The organism is Alcanivorax sp. 24 (genome assembly GCF_004360225.1).
In the GTDB taxonomy this organism is placed as follows: Bacteria; Pseudomonadota; Gammaproteobacteria; order Pseudomonadales; family Alcanivoracaceae; genus Alloalcanivorax; species Alloalcanivorax xiamenensis.
The window spans coordinates 68,384-84,859 of record NZ_SNUA01000005.1; the positions used below are offsets into that span (position 1 = coordinate 68,384).

Annotated in this window: 13 protein-coding genes; 8 read left to right on the plus strand and 5 right to left on the minus strand. The window is 63.1% G+C overall.

Features of this window, described 5'->3' with window-relative positions:
- Positions 1-110: 110 nt before the first annotated feature.
- Positions 111-881: a 1-acyl-sn-glycerol-3-phosphate acyltransferase gene (locus E0L37_RS08580; RefSeq protein WP_133491339.1), complete on the minus strand. Its 771-nt coding sequence runs from the start codon at positions 879-881 to the stop codon at positions 111-113.
- Entirely contained in the window at positions 881-1,705 is an 825-nt protein-coding gene (locus E0L37_RS08585) for a GNAT family N-acetyltransferase (protein ID WP_133491340.1), read from the minus strand. The genes E0L37_RS08580 and E0L37_RS08585 overlap by 1 nt, the downstream gene beginning before the upstream one ends.
- Positions 1,706-1,961: 256 nt before the next feature.
- On the opposite strand from E0L37_RS08585, the gene E0L37_RS08590 reads away from it, so the two are divergent.
- Positions 1,962-2,690 carry a dienelactone hydrolase family protein gene (locus E0L37_RS08590; RefSeq protein ID WP_133491341.1) on the plus strand — a complete coding sequence of 243 codons (729 nt, stop codon included), beginning with the start codon at positions 1,962-1,964 and terminating at the stop codon, positions 2,688-2,690.
- 121 nt (positions 2,691-2,811) lie between these two features.
- On the opposite strand, the gene ppc is transcribed toward E0L37_RS08590, so the two are convergent.
- Positions 2,812-5,475 carry a phosphoenolpyruvate carboxylase gene (gene ppc, locus E0L37_RS08595; RefSeq protein WP_133491342.1) on the minus strand — a complete coding sequence of 888 codons (2,664 nt, stop codon included), beginning with the start codon at positions 5,473-5,475 and terminating at the stop codon, positions 2,812-2,814.
- A gap of 187 nt (positions 5,476-5,662) precedes the next feature.
- On the opposite strand from ppc, the gene E0L37_RS08600 reads away from it, so the two are divergent.
- Both E0L37_RS08600 and E0L37_RS08605 read left to right on the plus strand, forming a co-directional pair.
- Complete coding sequence (locus E0L37_RS08600; RefSeq protein ID WP_133491343.1) at positions 5,663-6,613, plus strand: diguanylate cyclase; 951 nt, start codon at positions 5,663-5,665, stop codon at positions 6,611-6,613.
- A gap of 71 nt (positions 6,614-6,684) precedes the next feature.
- Positions 6,685-8,385: a serine protease gene (locus E0L37_RS08605; RefSeq protein WP_133491344.1), complete on the plus strand. Its 1,701-nt coding sequence runs from the start codon at positions 6,685-6,687 to the stop codon at positions 8,383-8,385.
- On the opposite strand, the gene E0L37_RS08610 is transcribed toward E0L37_RS08605, so the two are convergent.
- On the minus strand, positions 8,352-10,010 hold the full coding sequence (locus tag E0L37_RS08610) for an FAD-dependent monooxygenase (protein ID WP_133491345.1): 1,659 nt from the start codon (positions 10,008-10,010) through the stop codon (positions 8,352-8,354). The genes E0L37_RS08605 and E0L37_RS08610 overlap by 34 nt on opposite strands.
- Positions 10,011-10,194: 184 nt before the next feature.
- On the opposite strand from E0L37_RS08610, the gene dinB reads away from it, so the two are divergent.
- From dinB to E0L37_RS08625, 3 genes are all read left to right on the plus strand, one after another.
- Positions 10,195-11,283 carry a DNA polymerase IV gene (dinB, locus tag E0L37_RS08615; RefSeq protein WP_133491346.1) on the plus strand — a complete coding sequence of 363 codons (1,089 nt, stop codon included), beginning with the start codon at positions 10,195-10,197 and terminating at the stop codon, positions 11,281-11,283.
- Between the two features lie 207 nt (positions 11,284-11,490).
- Positions 11,491-12,888 (plus strand): nucleotide 5'-monophosphate nucleosidase PpnN, encoded by a 1,398-nt coding sequence (gene ppnN, locus E0L37_RS08620; RefSeq protein WP_133491347.1) that lies wholly within the window; start codon positions 11,491-11,493, stop codon positions 12,886-12,888.
- Complete coding sequence (locus E0L37_RS08625) at positions 12,885-13,100, plus strand: DUF5683 domain-containing protein (RefSeq protein WP_133491348.1); 216 nt, start codon at positions 12,885-12,887, stop codon at positions 13,098-13,100. Before ppnN ends, E0L37_RS08625 begins: the two co-directional genes overlap by 4 nt.
- A 128-nt stretch (positions 13,101-13,228) precedes the next feature.
- Here the strand turns inward: E0L37_RS08625 and E0L37_RS08630 are convergent, their stop codons facing one another.
- Positions 13,229-13,999, minus strand: a complete 771-nt coding sequence (locus E0L37_RS08630) for a 3-hydroxyacyl-CoA dehydrogenase (protein ID WP_133491349.1) — start codon at positions 13,997-13,999, stop codon at positions 13,229-13,231.
- 135 nt (positions 14,000-14,134) lie between these two features.
- Here E0L37_RS08630 and egtB point away from each other — a divergent pair, with 135 nt between their 5' ends.
- Positions 14,135-15,436, plus strand: a complete 1,302-nt coding sequence (egtB, locus tag E0L37_RS08635; protein WP_133491350.1) for an ergothioneine biosynthesis protein EgtB — start codon at positions 14,135-14,137, stop codon at positions 15,434-15,436.
- Positions 15,411-16,382: an L-histidine N(alpha)-methyltransferase gene (gene egtD, locus E0L37_RS08640; protein ID WP_133491351.1), complete on the plus strand. Its 972-nt coding sequence runs from the start codon at positions 15,411-15,413 to the stop codon at positions 16,380-16,382. Before egtB ends, egtD begins: the two co-directional genes overlap by 26 nt.
- Positions 16,383-16,476: the final 94 nt, after the last annotated feature.

Genomic DNA, 16,476 nt, shown 5'->3' on the forward strand with positions numbered 1-16,476 from the left:
CAGCGGCTTCGTAGCGGATCCGTGGGAGACCAGCTCGCTGGCGAATGGCGCGCCAGAGCTTGCAGGGCACCATGGAAGCTCCCACAGCGGCATCCAGGTTTCCGCGAGAATTACAACTGCCCGGAAATCCAGTCCCGAGCGCGTTCGCTCAGGCGCTTCGGGTCGTCCTCCGCCGGCAGGGGCGCGCCGAAGGTCAGATCGACGATGACCCGTGGACGACCCAGCAGCCGCCACAGATGATGGTGGAATTCGTCGTTGCCGATGAACGCCAGCGCCGGGTCAAAGTCACCGTTATGGTCCCGGTAACGCAGCGCCACCGGCTGCACCGGCGCCGGGTCGGCGGCGGCCAGCAATTGTGGGAAAAATCGCCGCACGGCTCGGCCATCGGTGGTGGTACCCTCGGGGAACACCAGCACCGAACGGCCATCCGCCAGGCGCTCGCGGATTTCCTCGACCTTGCGGCTGACTTCTCCATTGCCACGACGAATGAACAGGGTCCCCACGTTGCGGGCCAGCCAGCCGATCACCGGCCACTCGGCCACTTCCGCCTTGGACAACATATCGCAGGGCAGCAACGCGCCGATCACGGGAATGTCCAGCCAGGAAACATGGTTGCTGATCAACAGCGTGGCGCCGCCGGCCGGGGCGCCGGTCACGCACAAGCGCACGCCCAGCACGGACAGCAGGCGCAAATACCAACGTTGCTTGGCCATCGCCATGGCCGGATGGGATTGCGGATAGCGAGCACGCAGCCACAACGCCTCCAGCACCCCGGCCAGAATATGGAGAACCACCAACGGCAAACGCCAGGCACGGCGCCATGTCGCCGCCAGAGCGGAGCCATGGCGGTTGGCGGCGGCGGAGGTTTCCAACCGTTCCATTACACCGCCTGCGCCGGTTGCAGGAAATGCTGCACGTAGCGGCTGGGCAGATCGTCCACCGCCAGCAGAATGAAGTAATCCAGACAGTTGAAATCCGGATCCCAGCACGGTTCGCCACAGACCTTGGCGCCCATGCGCAGGTAAGCCTTGAGCAGCGGCGGCATGCGCTTGCCATTTTCCATCGGATCGCCGGGCAGACTTTCCAGGCGGTACCTTGGTGACACTCGGTATCGCGCCGGCGTTTGGTGATTCTCACGGATATGCTGATCGATGGCGGCCACGTTGTAGCCCTCACCCAGAGCGATACTGGCACAGCCAATCAGGTAGCGGGTATTCTGCTCGATCATGTAACGTGCCAGCCGCGCCCACAACACGGTGATGACCGCGCCGCCGCGATGGCGGGGATCAATACAGGTGCGGCCAATCTCCGCCACCTGGCCATCCAGATGCCGCACCATCGGCATATGGAACTCACCCGTGGAGTAAAAGCCGCCGGTGCGCGACACCCGGTCACCAGGCAATATCCGGGTATAGCCCACCAGTTCTCCGGTCTGGTTATCGCGCACCACCAAATGCAGACAATGACGATCGAAGCGATCCCGGTCCAGGCCGAACGGCGCGTGGAAGCTGGCACCGTATTCCTCGGAGAAAATCCGGTAGCGCATGCGTTGCACCTTGAGGATCTCGCGTCGAGACCGGGTGAAGTAAGCGCTGAAACGACTGTTATTGGTATTCGCCTGTTCCCGCTCACGGGCAGGCTGGCGGAAAACCACCCGCCATTGCGGCTTCAAGGCTTTCAATTTTCCAGCGGCTTGCGCAAGCATAACGGGCTCCATGGCTCTTTTTCCGGCAGTCTGGAAGCCGGCCATGTCGGCGCGGTGACAACCTTGTGACAGTTCCGCGACACGGAGCCGTCTCGCCCAGCGCCTGTCAGGTCACGTCATGATTGCGATCAACGCCACGCCAATTGGCCTACTTGGCGGGCGAAACCGGGCTTCCGGCACGCCATAATGGCGGCGATGTCGCAATCGCTTTCCGGTTGAAGCCGTCTCTTGCGACTGAAACCAACAGGACGTTGCCATGACCACCGAACAAGTGAGTCTCTCTCTGCCTGACGGGCACCCGATGCGGGCGCGTTGGATCGTTCCCGCCGAGAACAACGGTCTCGGGGCGGGCATTATCGTGATCCACGATATTTTCGGTTACACCCCGGATGTGCGGCGCATCGCCGAGCGGCTGTCGCGGGCCGGCTACCCGGTGCTGGCGCCGGACCTGTATGACCAGGCCGGTGGCAAGGCGTCCTGCGTGGTGAGAACGCTGCGCGATCATGAACGGGGACGGGGATTCGCTTTCGAGCAGCTGGAAACCTGCCGCCAATGGTTGTTGCGGCAAAGCGACGCCGAGGTCACCAAGGTGGGCGTCATGGGATTTTGCATGGGCGGCCGTTTTGCTCTGCTGTTCGCGGCGCGGGCACCGATACAGGTGGTAGCGCCGTTCTATGGCGGTGTACCGAAAACGACGGAATCACTGCGCGGCATCTGCCCGGTGGTGGGCGGCTGGGGACGCAAGGATCTGATTTACGGCGGGCACGGCGACCGTCTGGCCGGCCATCTGACCCGCCTGGACGTTCCCCACGACATACGCACCTACGAGCATGCCGGCCATTCTTATATGAATGACCATCAGACATTCACCTTCAAGCGGCTGGGCTGGTATTCGCCGCTGCGCTCCCGGCATGATCCCGACGCCGCCGAGGACAGCTGGCGTCGGGTGCTGTCGTTTTTCGAGAAGACATTGCGGGAGTCGTAATCCGCTCTTCACATCTAACGACGGGAAAACAATTCGCTGCCAAGACAGCCTCCCACAAATGCTCCACGAAGCCGCTGTGGGAAGCTTGCTTGCAAGCGAAGGTTTCCTTAGAGACAACCGCTCAGCCGGTGTTGCGCAATCCGGCGGCGATACCGGCGATGGTGACCATCAAGGCGCTTTCCAGCACTCTGTCGGAGTCACGGTCACGTAGACGAGCCATCAGTTCCGCCTGCAACAAGTGCAGCGGATCGGTATAGGGATCGCGCACGCGGATCGACCAGCGCATGACCGGATTGTTATCGAGCAGATCACCACGGCCGGTCAGACGGCCCAGCGCCCCCACCGTGCCGGCCAGACGCTGGCGCAGGGATTCGCCCAGCCGCGTCAGGTCGGCGTCATCGGTGAGCCGCTCCTCGTACCAGGCGGCCACCCGCGAATCCGCCTTCGCCAGCACCATTTCCAGCATGTCCACCACGCCCTGGAAAAACGGCCAGTGGCTGGCCATTTCCCGGACCCGATCGGTATCGGATTGATCTTCCAGGGCTGCTTCCAAAGCGGCGCCTGTGCCCAACCAGGCCGGCAGCATCAGACGGATCTGCGTCCACGCGAACACCCAGGGAATGGCACGCAGGGATTCGATGCCGCCGTCGCTTTTACGCCGTGCCGGACGGCTGCCCAGAGCCAGACGGCTGAGCTCGGTCTCCGGCGTCACCGTGCGCAGGTAACGCACCAGCGCCGGGTCATCGCGCACCACCTGACGGTAGCCTTGCACCGACACCCGGGTGAGCTTTTCCATTTGCTCTCGCCATTGCGGCTGCGGTTCACGGGGCGGCAGCAGCGTCGCTTCCAGGGTGGCGGCCACATACTGCTCCAGATTGAACGCGGCCACCGACGGGCGGCCATATTTGAAGCGAATCACTTCGCCCTGCTCGGTCACACGGATGCGTCCGGCCACCGAGCCGGACGGCTGGGACAACAGCGCCATGCGCGTGGGCGAGCCGCCACGGGAAATGGACCCGCCACGGCCATGGAACAATGTCAGCGGTATGCCGTGCTCGCGGAACAGTCCAGTGAGTTTTTCCTGGGCGCGGAACTGGGCCCAGGCGGCGCCAAGGAAACCGGCGTCCTTGGCGGAATCGGAATAGCCGATCATCACTTCCTGGCCACCCCTGACCCGCTCCCGATAAAACGGAATCGACAACAGCGCGGACATGGTTTCCCCGGCGTTGTCCAGATCGTTCAGGGTCTCGAACAGCGGCACCACTCGCATCGGCTGGACCACCCCGGCAATCTTCTGCAGCAGCATCACCGCCAGCACGTCCGAGGGCGCCCGCGCCATGGAAATGACATAGGCGCCCAAGCCTTCCGGCCCTTGTTCGGCGATGACCTTGCAGGTATCCAGCACTTCACGCACTTGCGGATCGCACTGTTCGCTCTGGTAGAAAAGGTCATCCACCAGGGGGCGGCGGCTTTCCAGCTCGTTCAGCAGAAAACGTTGCCGCTCGGCTTCATCCCATTCCAGATAGGACCCCAGCTCCAGGTAACGGGTAATAGCATTGATGGTGTCCGCATGCCGGCCGGATTCCTGGCGCACGTCCAGACACAATAGCGTGATGCCAAAGCAACTCAGGCGACGAAGCGTGTCCTTGAGCGGGCCGTTGGCGATGGATTCAAGGCCGACGGCGCGCAGGGAACGGTCCAGCAGGCGTAGCTCGTCACGCAACTGGGCGCCGTTGAGAAAGCCCTCGCCATCCGGCACCGGCCGTTCTTCCACCAGTGCTTCCATGCGGCGCCGTGTCACCTTGAGACGGTCACGCACATCACGCAGCACCACGCGGTAGGGTTCATGGCTGGGCCCGGTGCGGGCCAGCAGTTCGTCGCTGGCCCGGTGCATGGACAGGTCCGCCAGCAGATTCTCCACATCACGCAAATACAGGTCCGCCGCCATCCAGCGCGCCAGCAACAGAACCTCGCGAGTGACCGCGGCGGTGACGTTGGGATTGCCATCACGGTCACCACCCATCCAGGAGGCAAGACGAATCGGCACCCAGTCCGCCGGCGGTGACGGCAAGCCGGCCCGTTGCAGTTCCTCATCAAGCTGCCGCATGAAGTCCGGCACCGCCCGCCACAGGCTTTGTTCAATGGTGGCGAAACCCCATTTGGCTTCATCCACTGGTGTCGGTTTCTCACGACGAATTTCGTCGGTACTCCAGGCGGAGATAATCAGCTCGCGCAAACGCTGCTCGAGACGCAGCCGCTCCTCCGCGGTCAGATCCGGGCGATCCGATTCAGCCAGCAGGTCCGCCATCTGATCGTACTTGCGGATCAGGGTACGCCGGGTCACCTCGGTGGGGTGAGCGGTGAGTACCAGTTCCACGGACAGGTCCGTCAGGGTATCGCGCACGGTTTGCGCCGACACCTGTCCGGCGGACAGCCGCTCCAGCACATTGCGCAAACCCTGATCACTGTCGGGATCACCGGGATACCGTTGATGCTGACGGTGCAGACGTTCACGGTGATGCTGTTCGGCGATGTTGGCCAGGTTCAGGAACTGGCTGAACGCCCGTGCCACCTCCAACAGGGCGTCATCCTCCAGGGGATCGAGCAGAGCGCGCAGGCGCGCCACCGACATTTCATCGTTGGAGCGGGTCTCCACCGCCGCCAGTCGGATCCTCTCCACCGTTTCATACAGGTTTTCTCCCACCTGCTCACGCAACGTGTGGCCAAGCAATTCCCCCAGCCAACGGACATCTTCGCGCAACGGCGCGTGCTGATCCTGTACCATCAATACGTCTCTCCGTTAATAGAGCTCCTTCATGCTACCGGGAACGGGGGAACAGGCAATAGCACTATAGTCCGTGGCGGAAAAGACGGCACAAAATACCTTTTTACAACATTACGCCCATTGCAAGTCTTTATTCCCCCGGCCAGCTACCGCAACATAGGCGCATCTGGTTATCCACGGAACCTCAATGAACTCGACCAACCGCGTGTCCTCCGAACAGGGCGCCATCATTCTGCAGTATCTGGCCCGGGCCCTGTTCGCCGTGCTGGCGGTGATTTATTTCCATCACACTCCCCGGTTCTTCGTCACGGTGCCGGAAAGCACCCCCTGGCTGATCGCCGGCGCCTACCTGGGGCTGCAGTTACTGCTGTTGGTCAGCCGTGCCGATTACGCGGTGATTCTCGCCTCGACCCTGGACATGGTGGTGCTCGGTGTGGTGATGCTGCTGGACGGCGGCGAACCGCCGCCGACCATGGCGCTACTGTTCCTGGCGGTACTCAGTAACGGCCTGCTGTACGGTCTGAAGCGGTTTTTGGTAATGCTGTTGGCCGCCGAAGTGGTATTGGCCATCGTGTTACCGATTCGCATGGCTTATCTGCCGGCGAACGTCACGCAGCCAGCTTCCGCCAGCTTGTTCCTGCTCGCCGCCCTGACCGTGTGCATGATCTACTTCGGGTTGATGATCTGGCGCAATCAGGTGCTGGGCCGGTCCGCCCTGGAAGCGGCCTGGAACGATCCTCAAACCGGTTTCATCAGCCGCGCCGCCCTGGTCAGCACCGCCGGCTGGATGATTCCTCTGCACGATCGCCTGTCCTCGCCGCTGACCGTGGTGCTGTTGCAACACCCGGACCTTAATGGTTTGGCGGACGCGATCATGCAAAGACTGCGCCGCAGCGATGTGGTGGCTCGCAACGACGATGATCAACTGGCCTTGCTGCTGCCCTGCACCGGCGGCTCGGAAGCCAGCCAGGTGATCGAGCATTTGCGTCAGCGGGTGCCGGATCTGCGCGCGGCCGTACTGACCCTGAACAGCTCCAATCTGGCCCTGGAACAGGTGCTGCATCATTTACAGCAGGCCCTGCCCCGCAGCCGGGACGATGACACCCACTGGCTGGTCTACGCGCCGCCGCTGGATTAAAAAAGACACAGGAACCCCGGGAAGGGAAGCCCGACCACGCCTACTCCCATGTCGACAACAGGGGAAACGTCATGGTCCACCGTCTTGGTTTTTTCGTGCTTGCCCTGTCCGCTCCTGTCGTGGCCAACGATTTCCAGACCTATATCGTCGGCGGCGAGGACGCCACCGCCAATTGGCCCTGGGCGGCGCTGGTGGAAATCGATTTTGGTGCGCAAGGACGAGGGGCTTGTTCCGGCTCCTTGCTCAGTCCTGATCAGGTGCTGACCGCCGCGCATTGTTTCTTCGATGAAAACGGTCAGCAGGTCGACGCCTCAGCGATCACCGTGCATGTAGGCAGTGCTCCCAACGGCCCGAATTCAACCCATGCGGCCGACATTTATCATCTCCATTCCGGCTACGACAACACCGCCAATCCCATCGGCAACGATATCGCCTTGATTCAATTGAGTTCGGCCATCGACGTCTCTCCCCTGCCCAGCCTTGTGGACGGCGCTCATTTTGACGAGCTACTTACCCGCGATGCCCCGGGCCGTGACGAAGCACTTACCGCCATCGGTTGGGGCGCGACCACCACCGATCGGAACAACCAAGCGATCTCCCCTACTCTGCAGCAGGTCGCTTTGGATTACGTGCCGTTTTCCACCTGCAATCAAAGTTGGAACGGTTTCCTGATTCCGGTTCAAAGCAGCGTCATTTGCGCCGCTGAACTGAACCCGCAAGACAACGAAATCGAGAACACTTGCCTTGGCGACTCCGGCGGTCCGCTGATTCTGGGCGACGATCCAGCGCCTTATATCGTCGGTTTGACCAGCTTTGGCTCCGCCGACAGTTGCCAGGGCGGCCGGCCCACGGTGTTCACCCGGGTGCTGAACATGGTGGATTTCGTGGAAGAAAACGTCCCCCTGGTGGACGTAAGCGTCAACAGCGACCCACAACGGTACTACGGCTCTCCGGGAGGGCAGGTCACGGTCCCCGCCACGGTCACCAATGGCAGCCTGCGAAACACCGCCCACAACGTCGTGATCCAGGCGAACACCGACGACGCCAGCGCCGACGCTTCTTTGCAATGGAGCGACTGTGGCAGCGGCGGCCTGTTGGCGGGCAATGATCAGTGCACCTTGACGTCTCCCCTGACCGCCGGGGCCGACAGCAGCGGCCAGGTGGAAGTCAACCACAATGGTGCCACCGAAACCGATGCTACCCTGACCCTGGAGGTGGGCAGCGACGAGGACGAATACCGGATCAAAAACAATCAGGCCCCGATCACCGTGGTCTTCTCCAACCGGTCGGACCTCACCGTCAGCGCCGAGCAGACCGCCGGTCATCTGGACAGTGATGGCCAGGGTATTGCCACCGTTGCGGTACGGGTCACCAACCTGTCCACCGTGAACGCCGCCAACGACGCCACCGTGGCACTGACACTGCCCGCCGGCACCACCGCCCGCGGTGACGATACCGTCCAGTGCGATACGTTGTGCTGGGTAGGGCCCATGGCCAGCGGCGCCAGCGCCGATTTCACCCTGACGCTTACCAGCGGAACGCCGGAAACCGGCACCCTGACCCTCACCGTGACAGACCAGGATGGCGAAGACTTCCCCCAGGATAACAACCAGCACGACACGGCCGTGTCCTATTCCGGTGGCAATGCACGTGATTCCGATGGAGGCGGCAGCGGTGGCGGCGGTGGTTCACTCGGCGGCTGGTGGCTGCTCGCTCTGGCGGGGCTGGCGCTGCGTGCTCAGCCGCCGCGCCGAAACAACCGCTCCAGATAAGCCAGCAGAAAGTCCGCGTCGGACAGCGGCGCCCGGTAAGCCAGGTGGCCATCCGGGCGCATCAGCCACAAGCGGCTGCCATTGCCGAAGTGCTCGGCGAACTCACCGTCCTTGTCATGCCAAAGGTGGGCCCGTCCCGGCGCCATGTCCGGCGCCGCCCCTTCCGGCGGCTCATTGAGGATCAGGGTGATGCGCAACTCGTTGAGGTACTCGTCCGGCACCCTGGAAAGCAGCGCATGCAGGATAACCCGGGTGGGATGATCCGGCGTCTCACCCAATTGCAGCAACAAGTGATGCACCGGTTGGCGCAACAAGCCGTGCAGGTGCCGGGGCCCGCCATCGTGCAGCGATACCAGGGCAACATCCGGCACCCGGTCGCCGGGCAACGGCCCCTGATGCCGCCACCCCAGATCCGCGTCCGGCCCGGCGTCCACCAGCGGGGAGGCGCGATAGTGAATGTCCAGCTGACTGGCCCGGCGTATTATTTTGTATTCGGCGGGCGCACGCTGGCCGGTCAGTTTCAACAGCGAATCCCGGGCGCCACGCAGAAACGGCCGCCGCAACGTCGAGTCCCGTGACAACAAATTCACTTCACGCAGCATCTCCACCGCCACTGGCCGGCGCTCCTGCTGGTAGCTGTCGAGCAAGGCGCCACCACCGTAGCCACGCAGGAACAGCACCAGTTTCCAGGCCAGATTGACGGCGTCGGCGATTCCGGTGTTCATGCCCTGGGCGCCCATCGGGCTCTGGATATGACAGGCGTCACCGGCAAGGAAAATACGATTGCGACGATAATGGCTGACCAGCCGGCGGTGCGCCGAAAAGCGCGTCAACCAGATCGGCTCCGGCAATTCCGGCACCAGTTCCAGTACCTGAGCGAGACGCTCACTCAACAACGCCAGATCCCTCTCCGCGTCCGCCGGCCCCGGTTCCGCGTCTTCTTCCAGCACGGTGATCAAACGCCAGCCGGACGGCAGCGGAATCGCCAACAAGGCACCGCCGGGCAGCAGGAAACCGTGGCTTTGATCCTCCGGCAGATTCAGTTCCACATCCAGATCCGCCAACAGGAACGTTTCCTCGTAGTCCATGCCTTCAAAGGGCAGGCCGAGCAATTCACGCACCCGGGAATGGGCACCGTCCGCGCCCACCAGGATCTCCGCTTCCACTTCGGTGACTTGCTCGCCGACACGGATCCGGGCCCGCGCTCCGGCGCCATCCTGTGAGCAGTTCAGCAGTTCGGCATCGCGCCAGAGTTCCCCGCCCAGGCTGCGGAAACGTTCCTCCAGAACGGCTTCCACCTGTGACTGCGGACAGCTGAGCAGGGCCGGTTCCGGCGTCTCCAGGGCGGCGAAATCCAAATGCAGCAGGGGCCCCTTCTCGCCATGGATGTTCACCGCGCGAATCGGACGGCTGCGTTCACGCAGGGTTTGCAGTACCCCCATGGCGTCGAGGAATTCCAGGGTGCGGGCGTGCAGCCCCAACGCCCGGGACCAGGGCCGGCGCTCCGGTAAACGGTCGATGATGCGGCAGGGAATGCCGCCGCGCAGCAAATTGACGCCCAGGGTCAGGCCGGTGGGGCCGGCGCCGACGATCAGTACTTTGGCTTGACGTGATCCCGTGATCATGAATGCGATGCTACAATCGGTGTATGAAAAGCCGTCATGCGCGGCCGGCTCCCCGGAACTGGTGCGACGGCGGCCCCGCCGCCGAGGATGCCCGTGCAACCCGCCACCGGCACCGCGACGAAATGTATCACATCCAGGGCCGCCCGCGCGTCGCGGTCCGTCCATTCCTGTCCCTGGAAGCGCCATGAGCCGCAAAATCATTCACGTGGATTGCGACTGCTTCTACGCCGCGGTGGAAGTCCGCGACGATCCACGCCTGCGCGGCCGGCCAGTGGCGGTGGGGGGTGATCCTCAGCGCCGGGGCGTTATCGCCACATGCAATTATCCGGCCCGGGACTTCGGCGTGCGCTCAGCGATGTCCTCGGCCCATGCTCTGCGCCTGTGCCCGGAGTTGGTCATACTGCGCCCGGACTTCGACAAATACCGCCGGGTCTCCGCGCAGATTCAGGATATTTTTCGAACCTTTACTCCGATCATCGAGCCCCTGTCCCTGGACGAAGCCTTCCTGGACGTGAGTGAGAGCCCGCTGCACAGCAACAGTGCCACGCGTATCGCCGAAGCCATCCGCCAGCGGGTACGCGACAACGTCGGCATCACCGTGTCCGCCGGCGTGGCGCCGAACAAGTTTCTCGCCAAGGTGGCCAGCGACTGGCGCAAACCGGACGGTCTGTGCGTGATCGCGCCGGATCAGGTGGCGGCTTTCGTCGCGGCCCTGCCGGTCACCCGCATCTTCGGCGTCGGCCGGGTCACCGCGGAGAAAATGGCCTTGCAGGGCATTCGCACCTGTGCCGACCTGCAGCCACTGAGTCGGCTGGAACTGGCCCAGCAGTTTGGCAGTTTCGGCGAGCGCCTGTACCACTTGTGCCGGGGCGAGGACGACCGGCCAGTGCAGACCAGCCGGCGGCGCAAATCGGTCAGCGTGGAGGAAACCTACCACCAGGACCTGACTCATTTCAGCGACTGGATGCGGGAACTGGACGTCCTGATGCCCCGTCTGGAGCAACGCCTGGACCGCCTCGACAGCCACTACCTGGTCCAGGGCCTGACGGTCAAAGTGCGTTACAGTGACTTTCGCATCGTCAGCGCCGACCAGACCGAAATCGCCCTGGACAAAGCCGTGTTCGAGCACCTGTTGCGGCAACTGTGGGAGAGACACTCAGCCCCGGTGCGCCTGCTCGGCATCGGCGCCCGTCTGCGTGATCTGAAGTCTCCGCAACAGCCGGACCTGTTCCCGGAAGAGAGAGAACGGGCGCTGCGGGAAAAGCGGCAGTAAAATACCACGGCAGAACCGCTGTGGGAGCTTGCTTGCAAGCGAATTGTGCCTTGTTCCCAAGGAATTCGCTTGCAGGCAAGCTCCCACAGTGTCCTTGTAGCTGGTTTCGAATCGATGTCTTCCGGGCCGGCGTCCAGGGAGCTTGATTCCCCCATCACCAGCCCTCAGATTAGAGGTCTGAACCCCTGGAGCAAGGAACCGCCCTGAATGACCGTCATTAACGCGGCCACCGCCACGCGGCCGGCCACTGTGTCCACTATCGTCGCCCCGGAAGGCAGCCTGGAAGTGCTCAGCCAGCAGGAGGTGGAACGCCTGCGCGACACCTCGTCACGGGGGCTGCATGATCTGCTGCGCCGCTGCGCGCTGGCGGTGCTCAACGCCGGCACCCCCACCGACGACAGCCGCCAGGTGCTGGAAACCTACGCGGATTTCGATATCCAGGTGATGCAGGAAGACCGGGGGCTGATGCTCAAGCTGGACAACGCGCCGGCCGGCGCCTTCGTCGATGGCCGCATGATCCGCGGTATCCGGGAACATCTCTCGGCGGTGCTGCGCGACATTGTCTACGTGGCCAATGAGATCCACACCGGCGGCCGTTTCGACCTGAACAGCACCGACGGCATCAGCAACGCGGTCTTCCATATCCTGCGCAACGCTGGCGTGCTGCATGCCGGCGAGGCACCCAATCTGGTGGTGTGTTGGGGCGGTCATTCGATCTCCCGGGAAGAGTACGACTACAGCAAGAGCGTGGGCTATCAATTGGGGCTCCGCCATCTGGACATCTGCACCGGTTGCGGCCCCGGTGCCATGAAAGGCCCGATGAAAGGCGCCCATGTGGCCCACGCCAAACAACGCCGCCGTAATGGCCGCTATCTGGGGATTTCCGAACCCGGCATCATCGCCGCCGAAGCGCCCAATCCGATCGTCAATGAGCTGGTGATCATGCCGGACATCGAAAAACGTCTGGAGGCGTTCGTGCGGGTCGCCCACGCCATCATCGTTTTTCCCGGTGGTGTCGGCACCACCGAGGAGATCCTTTATCTGCTCGGTGTCCTGCTGCACCCGGCCAACCAGCATCTTCCGGTTCCCGTGGTCTTTACCGGACCGGCGGACAGCGCCGATTACTTTGACAAGGTGGATCAGTTCATCCGTTACGCCCTGGGCGAGCAAGCGGCCAGCCGCTATCGCATCATCATCGATGATCCGGAAGAGGTGGCGCTGACCGTGCGTGAGGGCGTGCGGGAGCTGACCCAGTTTCGCCGGGAAAACGACGATGCCTTTTACTTCAACTGGCGACTCACCGTGCCGCTGGAGTTCCAACAACCGTTCGAGCCCAGCCACGAGGCCATGGCGGAGTTGCGCTTGAGCACTTCACTGCCCGTGCACGAACTGGCCGCCAACCTGCGCCGGGCGTTTTCCGGCATCGTGGCGGGGAATGTGAAGGAAGCGGGCATTTGCGCCATCGAGGAACGCGGCCCCTATGAGCTGCACGCGGAGCCGGGCCTGATGACCCATTTGGACACCTTGTTGAAGGCGTTCGTCGAACAACAGCGGATGAAGCTGCCCGGCAGCCATTATCAACCCTGCTACCGGCTGGGCTCATGAAACCAAGCACCATCGCCGCGCTGCTGAGCTTTGTCATCCCGGGCGCCGGCCAGCTCTATAACGGCCATATCTGGCGAGCGCTGTTCTGGCTGATCGTGACGCCGGGGCTATGGATCGGCAGCGGCGGCCTGTTCGGCTGGGTCTGCCATCTGATCGCCGCTTGGACCGCCTGGCACAAGGCGCAGGAACACGCTGACACGCTGACACGCTGACACGCTGACAAAAACACTGCCAGACCAACCTCTCCTGTCAATGCTTTTCCGGATCAAGAGTGCGGCCAGCCAGGCCGCCTCCTTCTGCGTGCAAGCGTGCAGGCGTGCCGCGTGCTTGCTGCGCTCCTTTACCGCGGCTGCATGCGGATACCACCATCCAGGCGGATGGTTTCACCATTAAGGAAACGGTTCTCCGCCATATGGCAGACCATGGCGGCATATTCCTCCGGGTGGCCCAGGCGTTTCGGGAACTGGGTCATTTCGATCAGCGGCATTTTCACCTTGTCCGGCGCGGCGTTCATCAGCGGCGTATTGAAAATACCCGGCGCGATGGTGTTGCAGCGGATGCCCAGGGACGCCAGGTCACGGGCGATGGGCAGGGTCATGCCGACCACCGCGCCTTTGGTGGCGGAATACGCCACCTGCCCCACCTGACCGTCAAAGGCGGCCACGGAAGCGGTGTTGACGATCAGTCCCCGCTCGTTGTCCTCGCCCGGTTCGTTCTCGGCCATCACCGCCGCGGCCAGACGGGTCACATTGAAAGTGCCGATCAGATTGATCTGCACCACGGTGTTGAACACCCCCAGGTCGTGGGGTTTGTTGTCCCGGCCCACGGTTTTCATGGCGGAGCCGACACCAGCGCAGTTGACGCAGAGATGAATCGCACCGAAGGCATCCCGGGTGGCATCAATGGCCGCCTGCACGGAAGCCTCTTCGGTGACATCGGTCTGAGTGAACGCCACCGACGGGCCGATGGCGGCGGCGGCTTCTTCCCCGCGCTGCGCGTCACGATCCAGAATCATCACCTTGGCGCCACGCGCGGCCAGCGCTTCCACCGTGGCCCGGCCCAGGCCTGAGGCTCCACCGGTCACCACCGCCACTTTGTTTTTGATATCCATACATCCTCCTCGATTTCAGAAACAGGGAGTATACCCAGCTCGGAACAGGGCCGCAGTCTTGCGTCCTCCGGTCAACATACGCATTCTTGTACGGGTCGGTTCATTTCACCCGCTCGCCATACGAGAGCAGCGCTTATGAGCTATCCCCAAGCCCGGTTGCAGGACGACGACCTGGCCGGAACGCTGTTAGCCAATCGCGCTTTCAGCGAAACGCTGTGCGCGCCTTTGACGCCGGAGGATATGGGTCTGCAGGCCTGTCCGGAAGTCAGCCCGCCGCGCTGGCACCTGGCGCACACCACCTGGTTTTTCGAGACCTTCATTCTCAAGCCCCATGTTCCCGGTTACCGCCCTCTTGATCCCCGGTTCGAATACCTTTTCAACAGTTATTACAACGGTGTCGGCGAACAATATCCGCGACCACGGCGGCATTTGCTATCGCGCCCGGACACCGCCACCGTACTGGCCTGGCGCCGGCATGTGGACGAGGCCCTGGCGGACTTGCTGAGCCGCTCGGCCACCCCGGAACTGGCTGCCCTGGTGAGGCTCGGTATCGAGCACGAGCAACAGCATCAGGAATTACTGCTCACCGATCTCAAGTTCAATTTCTCTCATAATCCGCTGTACCCTCAATATCAGCCCCGCGAGGATCAGGCCGACAAAGCTCCCGCGCTAAGCTGGCTGGAGTATCACGGCGGGCTGGTGACGATCGGCGCCGGCGGTCCTTCTTCCACGAACTCGTTTTATTTCGACAACGAAACCCCGCGCCATCGGCAATGGCTGGAGCCTTTCGCTCTCGCCAGCCGTCCGGCCACCTGCGGCGAATACCTGGCGTTCATCGAGGACGGCGGTTACCAGCGACCGGAGTTATGGCTCTCCGACGGCTGGGCCTGGGTCAGCCAGCAACGGATACGGGCCCCCCTGTACTGGTTCCTGAATGACGGGTTGGCCGAGCACTACACCCTGGCCGGCCGGCGCCCGTTGAACCTGGCGGAGCCGGTCGCCCATCTGAACTACTACGAGGCGGATGCCTTTGCCCGCTGGTGCGGCAAGCGGCTTCCCACGGAAGCGGAGTGGGAACACGCGGCGGCCTCTCAACCGGTGGCCGGCGGCTTCGTGGAAGATGGCCACTATCACCCCACCATCGCCGCCCCTGGTGAGGGACCGAGACAGCTGTTCGGCGACGTCTGGGAGTGGACCGCCAGTGCCTATCTGCCCTACCCCGGGTTTCAACCCGCGCCCGGCGCGGTGGGCGAATACAACGGCAAATTCATGTGCAATCAGATGGTGCTGCGGGGTGGTTCCTGTGCCAGCAGCCGCGATCATTTGCGCGCCAGTTACCGTAACTTTTTCTACCCTCATTTGCGCTGGCAGTTCAGCGGCGTGCGGCTGGCCCAAAGCATGGAGGCACCCGATGCAACCTCGGCAACTGCTCCCTAATCTGACCTTTCTGGATTTGTATCCGCCGGCGGCGGACGCTGCCCGGGAAGTGCTGTCCTCGCTCAGCGCGGCGACGCCACACCTGGATCCCAAGTATTTCTACGACGAGCAGGGCTCCGCGTTGTTCGATGCCATCACCCGGACGCCGGAGTATTACCCCACCCGCACCGAGACCGGCCTGCTGCACGAACATGCCCAGGCCATGGCGCGCGCCCTGGATACTGAGCTGACGATCGTGGAACCGGGCGCCGGTGGTTGCGAGAAGGCGCGGATTCTACTGGATCAGTGGCAGCCACGCGGCTACATGCCACTGGAGATCTCCCGCGAGTGCCTGCTCGACGCTACCCGCCAGTTGGCGCCCCGGTACCCGCAAGTCCAGTTCCAGGCGGTTTGCGCGGATTATTCCCAGGCCCTCACCGTGCCCATCGACCATCAGGCGTTGCCCCGGCTGGTGTTTTTTCCCGGTTCCACCATCGGCAACTTCGAACCCGCCGCCCGCCGTGCCTTTCTCACCGACTTGCGGCGGCTGGCCGGCGACGACGGCTTCCTGTTGATCGGCGCCGACCTGCAAAAGAGTCCGGCCCGGCTGCATCAGGCCTACAACGACAGCGCCGGCCACACCGCCGCGTTCAACCTCAATATTCTCGCTCACCTCAACCGCCGCCTCGACTGCGGCTTCGATCTTGACGCTTTCGAACATCAGGCCTTCTACAACGAAGAGCAACAACGGGTGGAAATGCACCTGCACTGCCACCGGGACCAGCATGTGCACATCGCCGGCGAGCCCCTGACACTGAGCGCCGGGACCCGGGTCCACACCGAGAACTCCTACAAGTTCTCGGTGGAGGCATTCAGCCGTGAGCTGGTCACCGCCGGCTTCCAGCCACTATCCTGCTGGCTCGACGATGAAGCCCTGTTCAGCGTGCATCTGGCCCGGGCCGCGTGAGCGCTCCGGCGGTCCCGGCTTTTCAGCGGCCAGCCAAGCGCGGCCTTAAAGATTATGAACGGGCTCCACAGCGACGCGCCAAGCTGGCTATACT

Bases quoted from the DNA above. Each gene is read 5' to 3' on its own strand.
- E0L37_RS08580 (WP_133491339.1), bottom strand. From the start codon at position 881: ATGGAACGGTTGGAAACCTCCGCCGCCGCCAACCGCCATGGCTCCGCT.
- E0L37_RS08585 (WP_133491340.1), bottom strand. From the start codon at position 1,705: ATGCTTGCGCAAGCCGCTGGAAAATTGAAAGCCTTGAAGCCGCAATGG.
- E0L37_RS08590 (WP_133491341.1), top strand. From the start codon at position 1,962: ATGACCACCGAACAAGTGAGTCTCTCTCTGCCTGACGGGCACCCGATG.
- ppc (WP_133491342.1), bottom strand. From the start codon at position 5,475: ATGGTACAGGATCAGCACGCGCCGTTGCGCGAAGATGTCCGTTGGCTG.
- E0L37_RS08600 (WP_133491343.1), top strand. From the start codon at position 5,663: ATGAACTCGACCAACCGCGTGTCCTCCGAACAGGGCGCCATCATTCTG.
- E0L37_RS08605 (WP_133491344.1), top strand. From the start codon at position 6,685: ATGGTCCACCGTCTTGGTTTTTTCGTGCTTGCCCTGTCCGCTCCTGTC.
- E0L37_RS08610 (WP_133491345.1), bottom strand. From the start codon at position 10,010: ATGATCACGGGATCACGTCAAGCCAAAGTACTGATCGTCGGCGCCGGC.
- dinB (WP_133491346.1), top strand. From the start codon at position 10,195: ATGAGCCGCAAAATCATTCACGTGGATTGCGACTGCTTCTACGCCGCG.
- ppnN (WP_133491347.1), top strand. From the start codon at position 11,491: ATGACCGTCATTAACGCGGCCACCGCCACGCGGCCGGCCACTGTGTCC.
- E0L37_RS08625 (WP_133491348.1), top strand. From the start codon at position 12,885: ATGAAACCAAGCACCATCGCCGCGCTGCTGAGCTTTGTCATCCCGGGC.
- E0L37_RS08630 (WP_133491349.1), bottom strand. From the start codon at position 13,999: ATGGATATCAAAAACAAAGTGGCGGTGGTGACCGGTGGAGCCTCAGGC.
- egtB (WP_133491350.1), top strand. From the start codon at position 14,135: ATGAGCTATCCCCAAGCCCGGTTGCAGGACGACGACCTGGCCGGAACG.
- egtD (WP_133491351.1), top strand. From the start codon at position 15,411: ATGCAACCTCGGCAACTGCTCCCTAATCTGACCTTTCTGGATTTGTAT.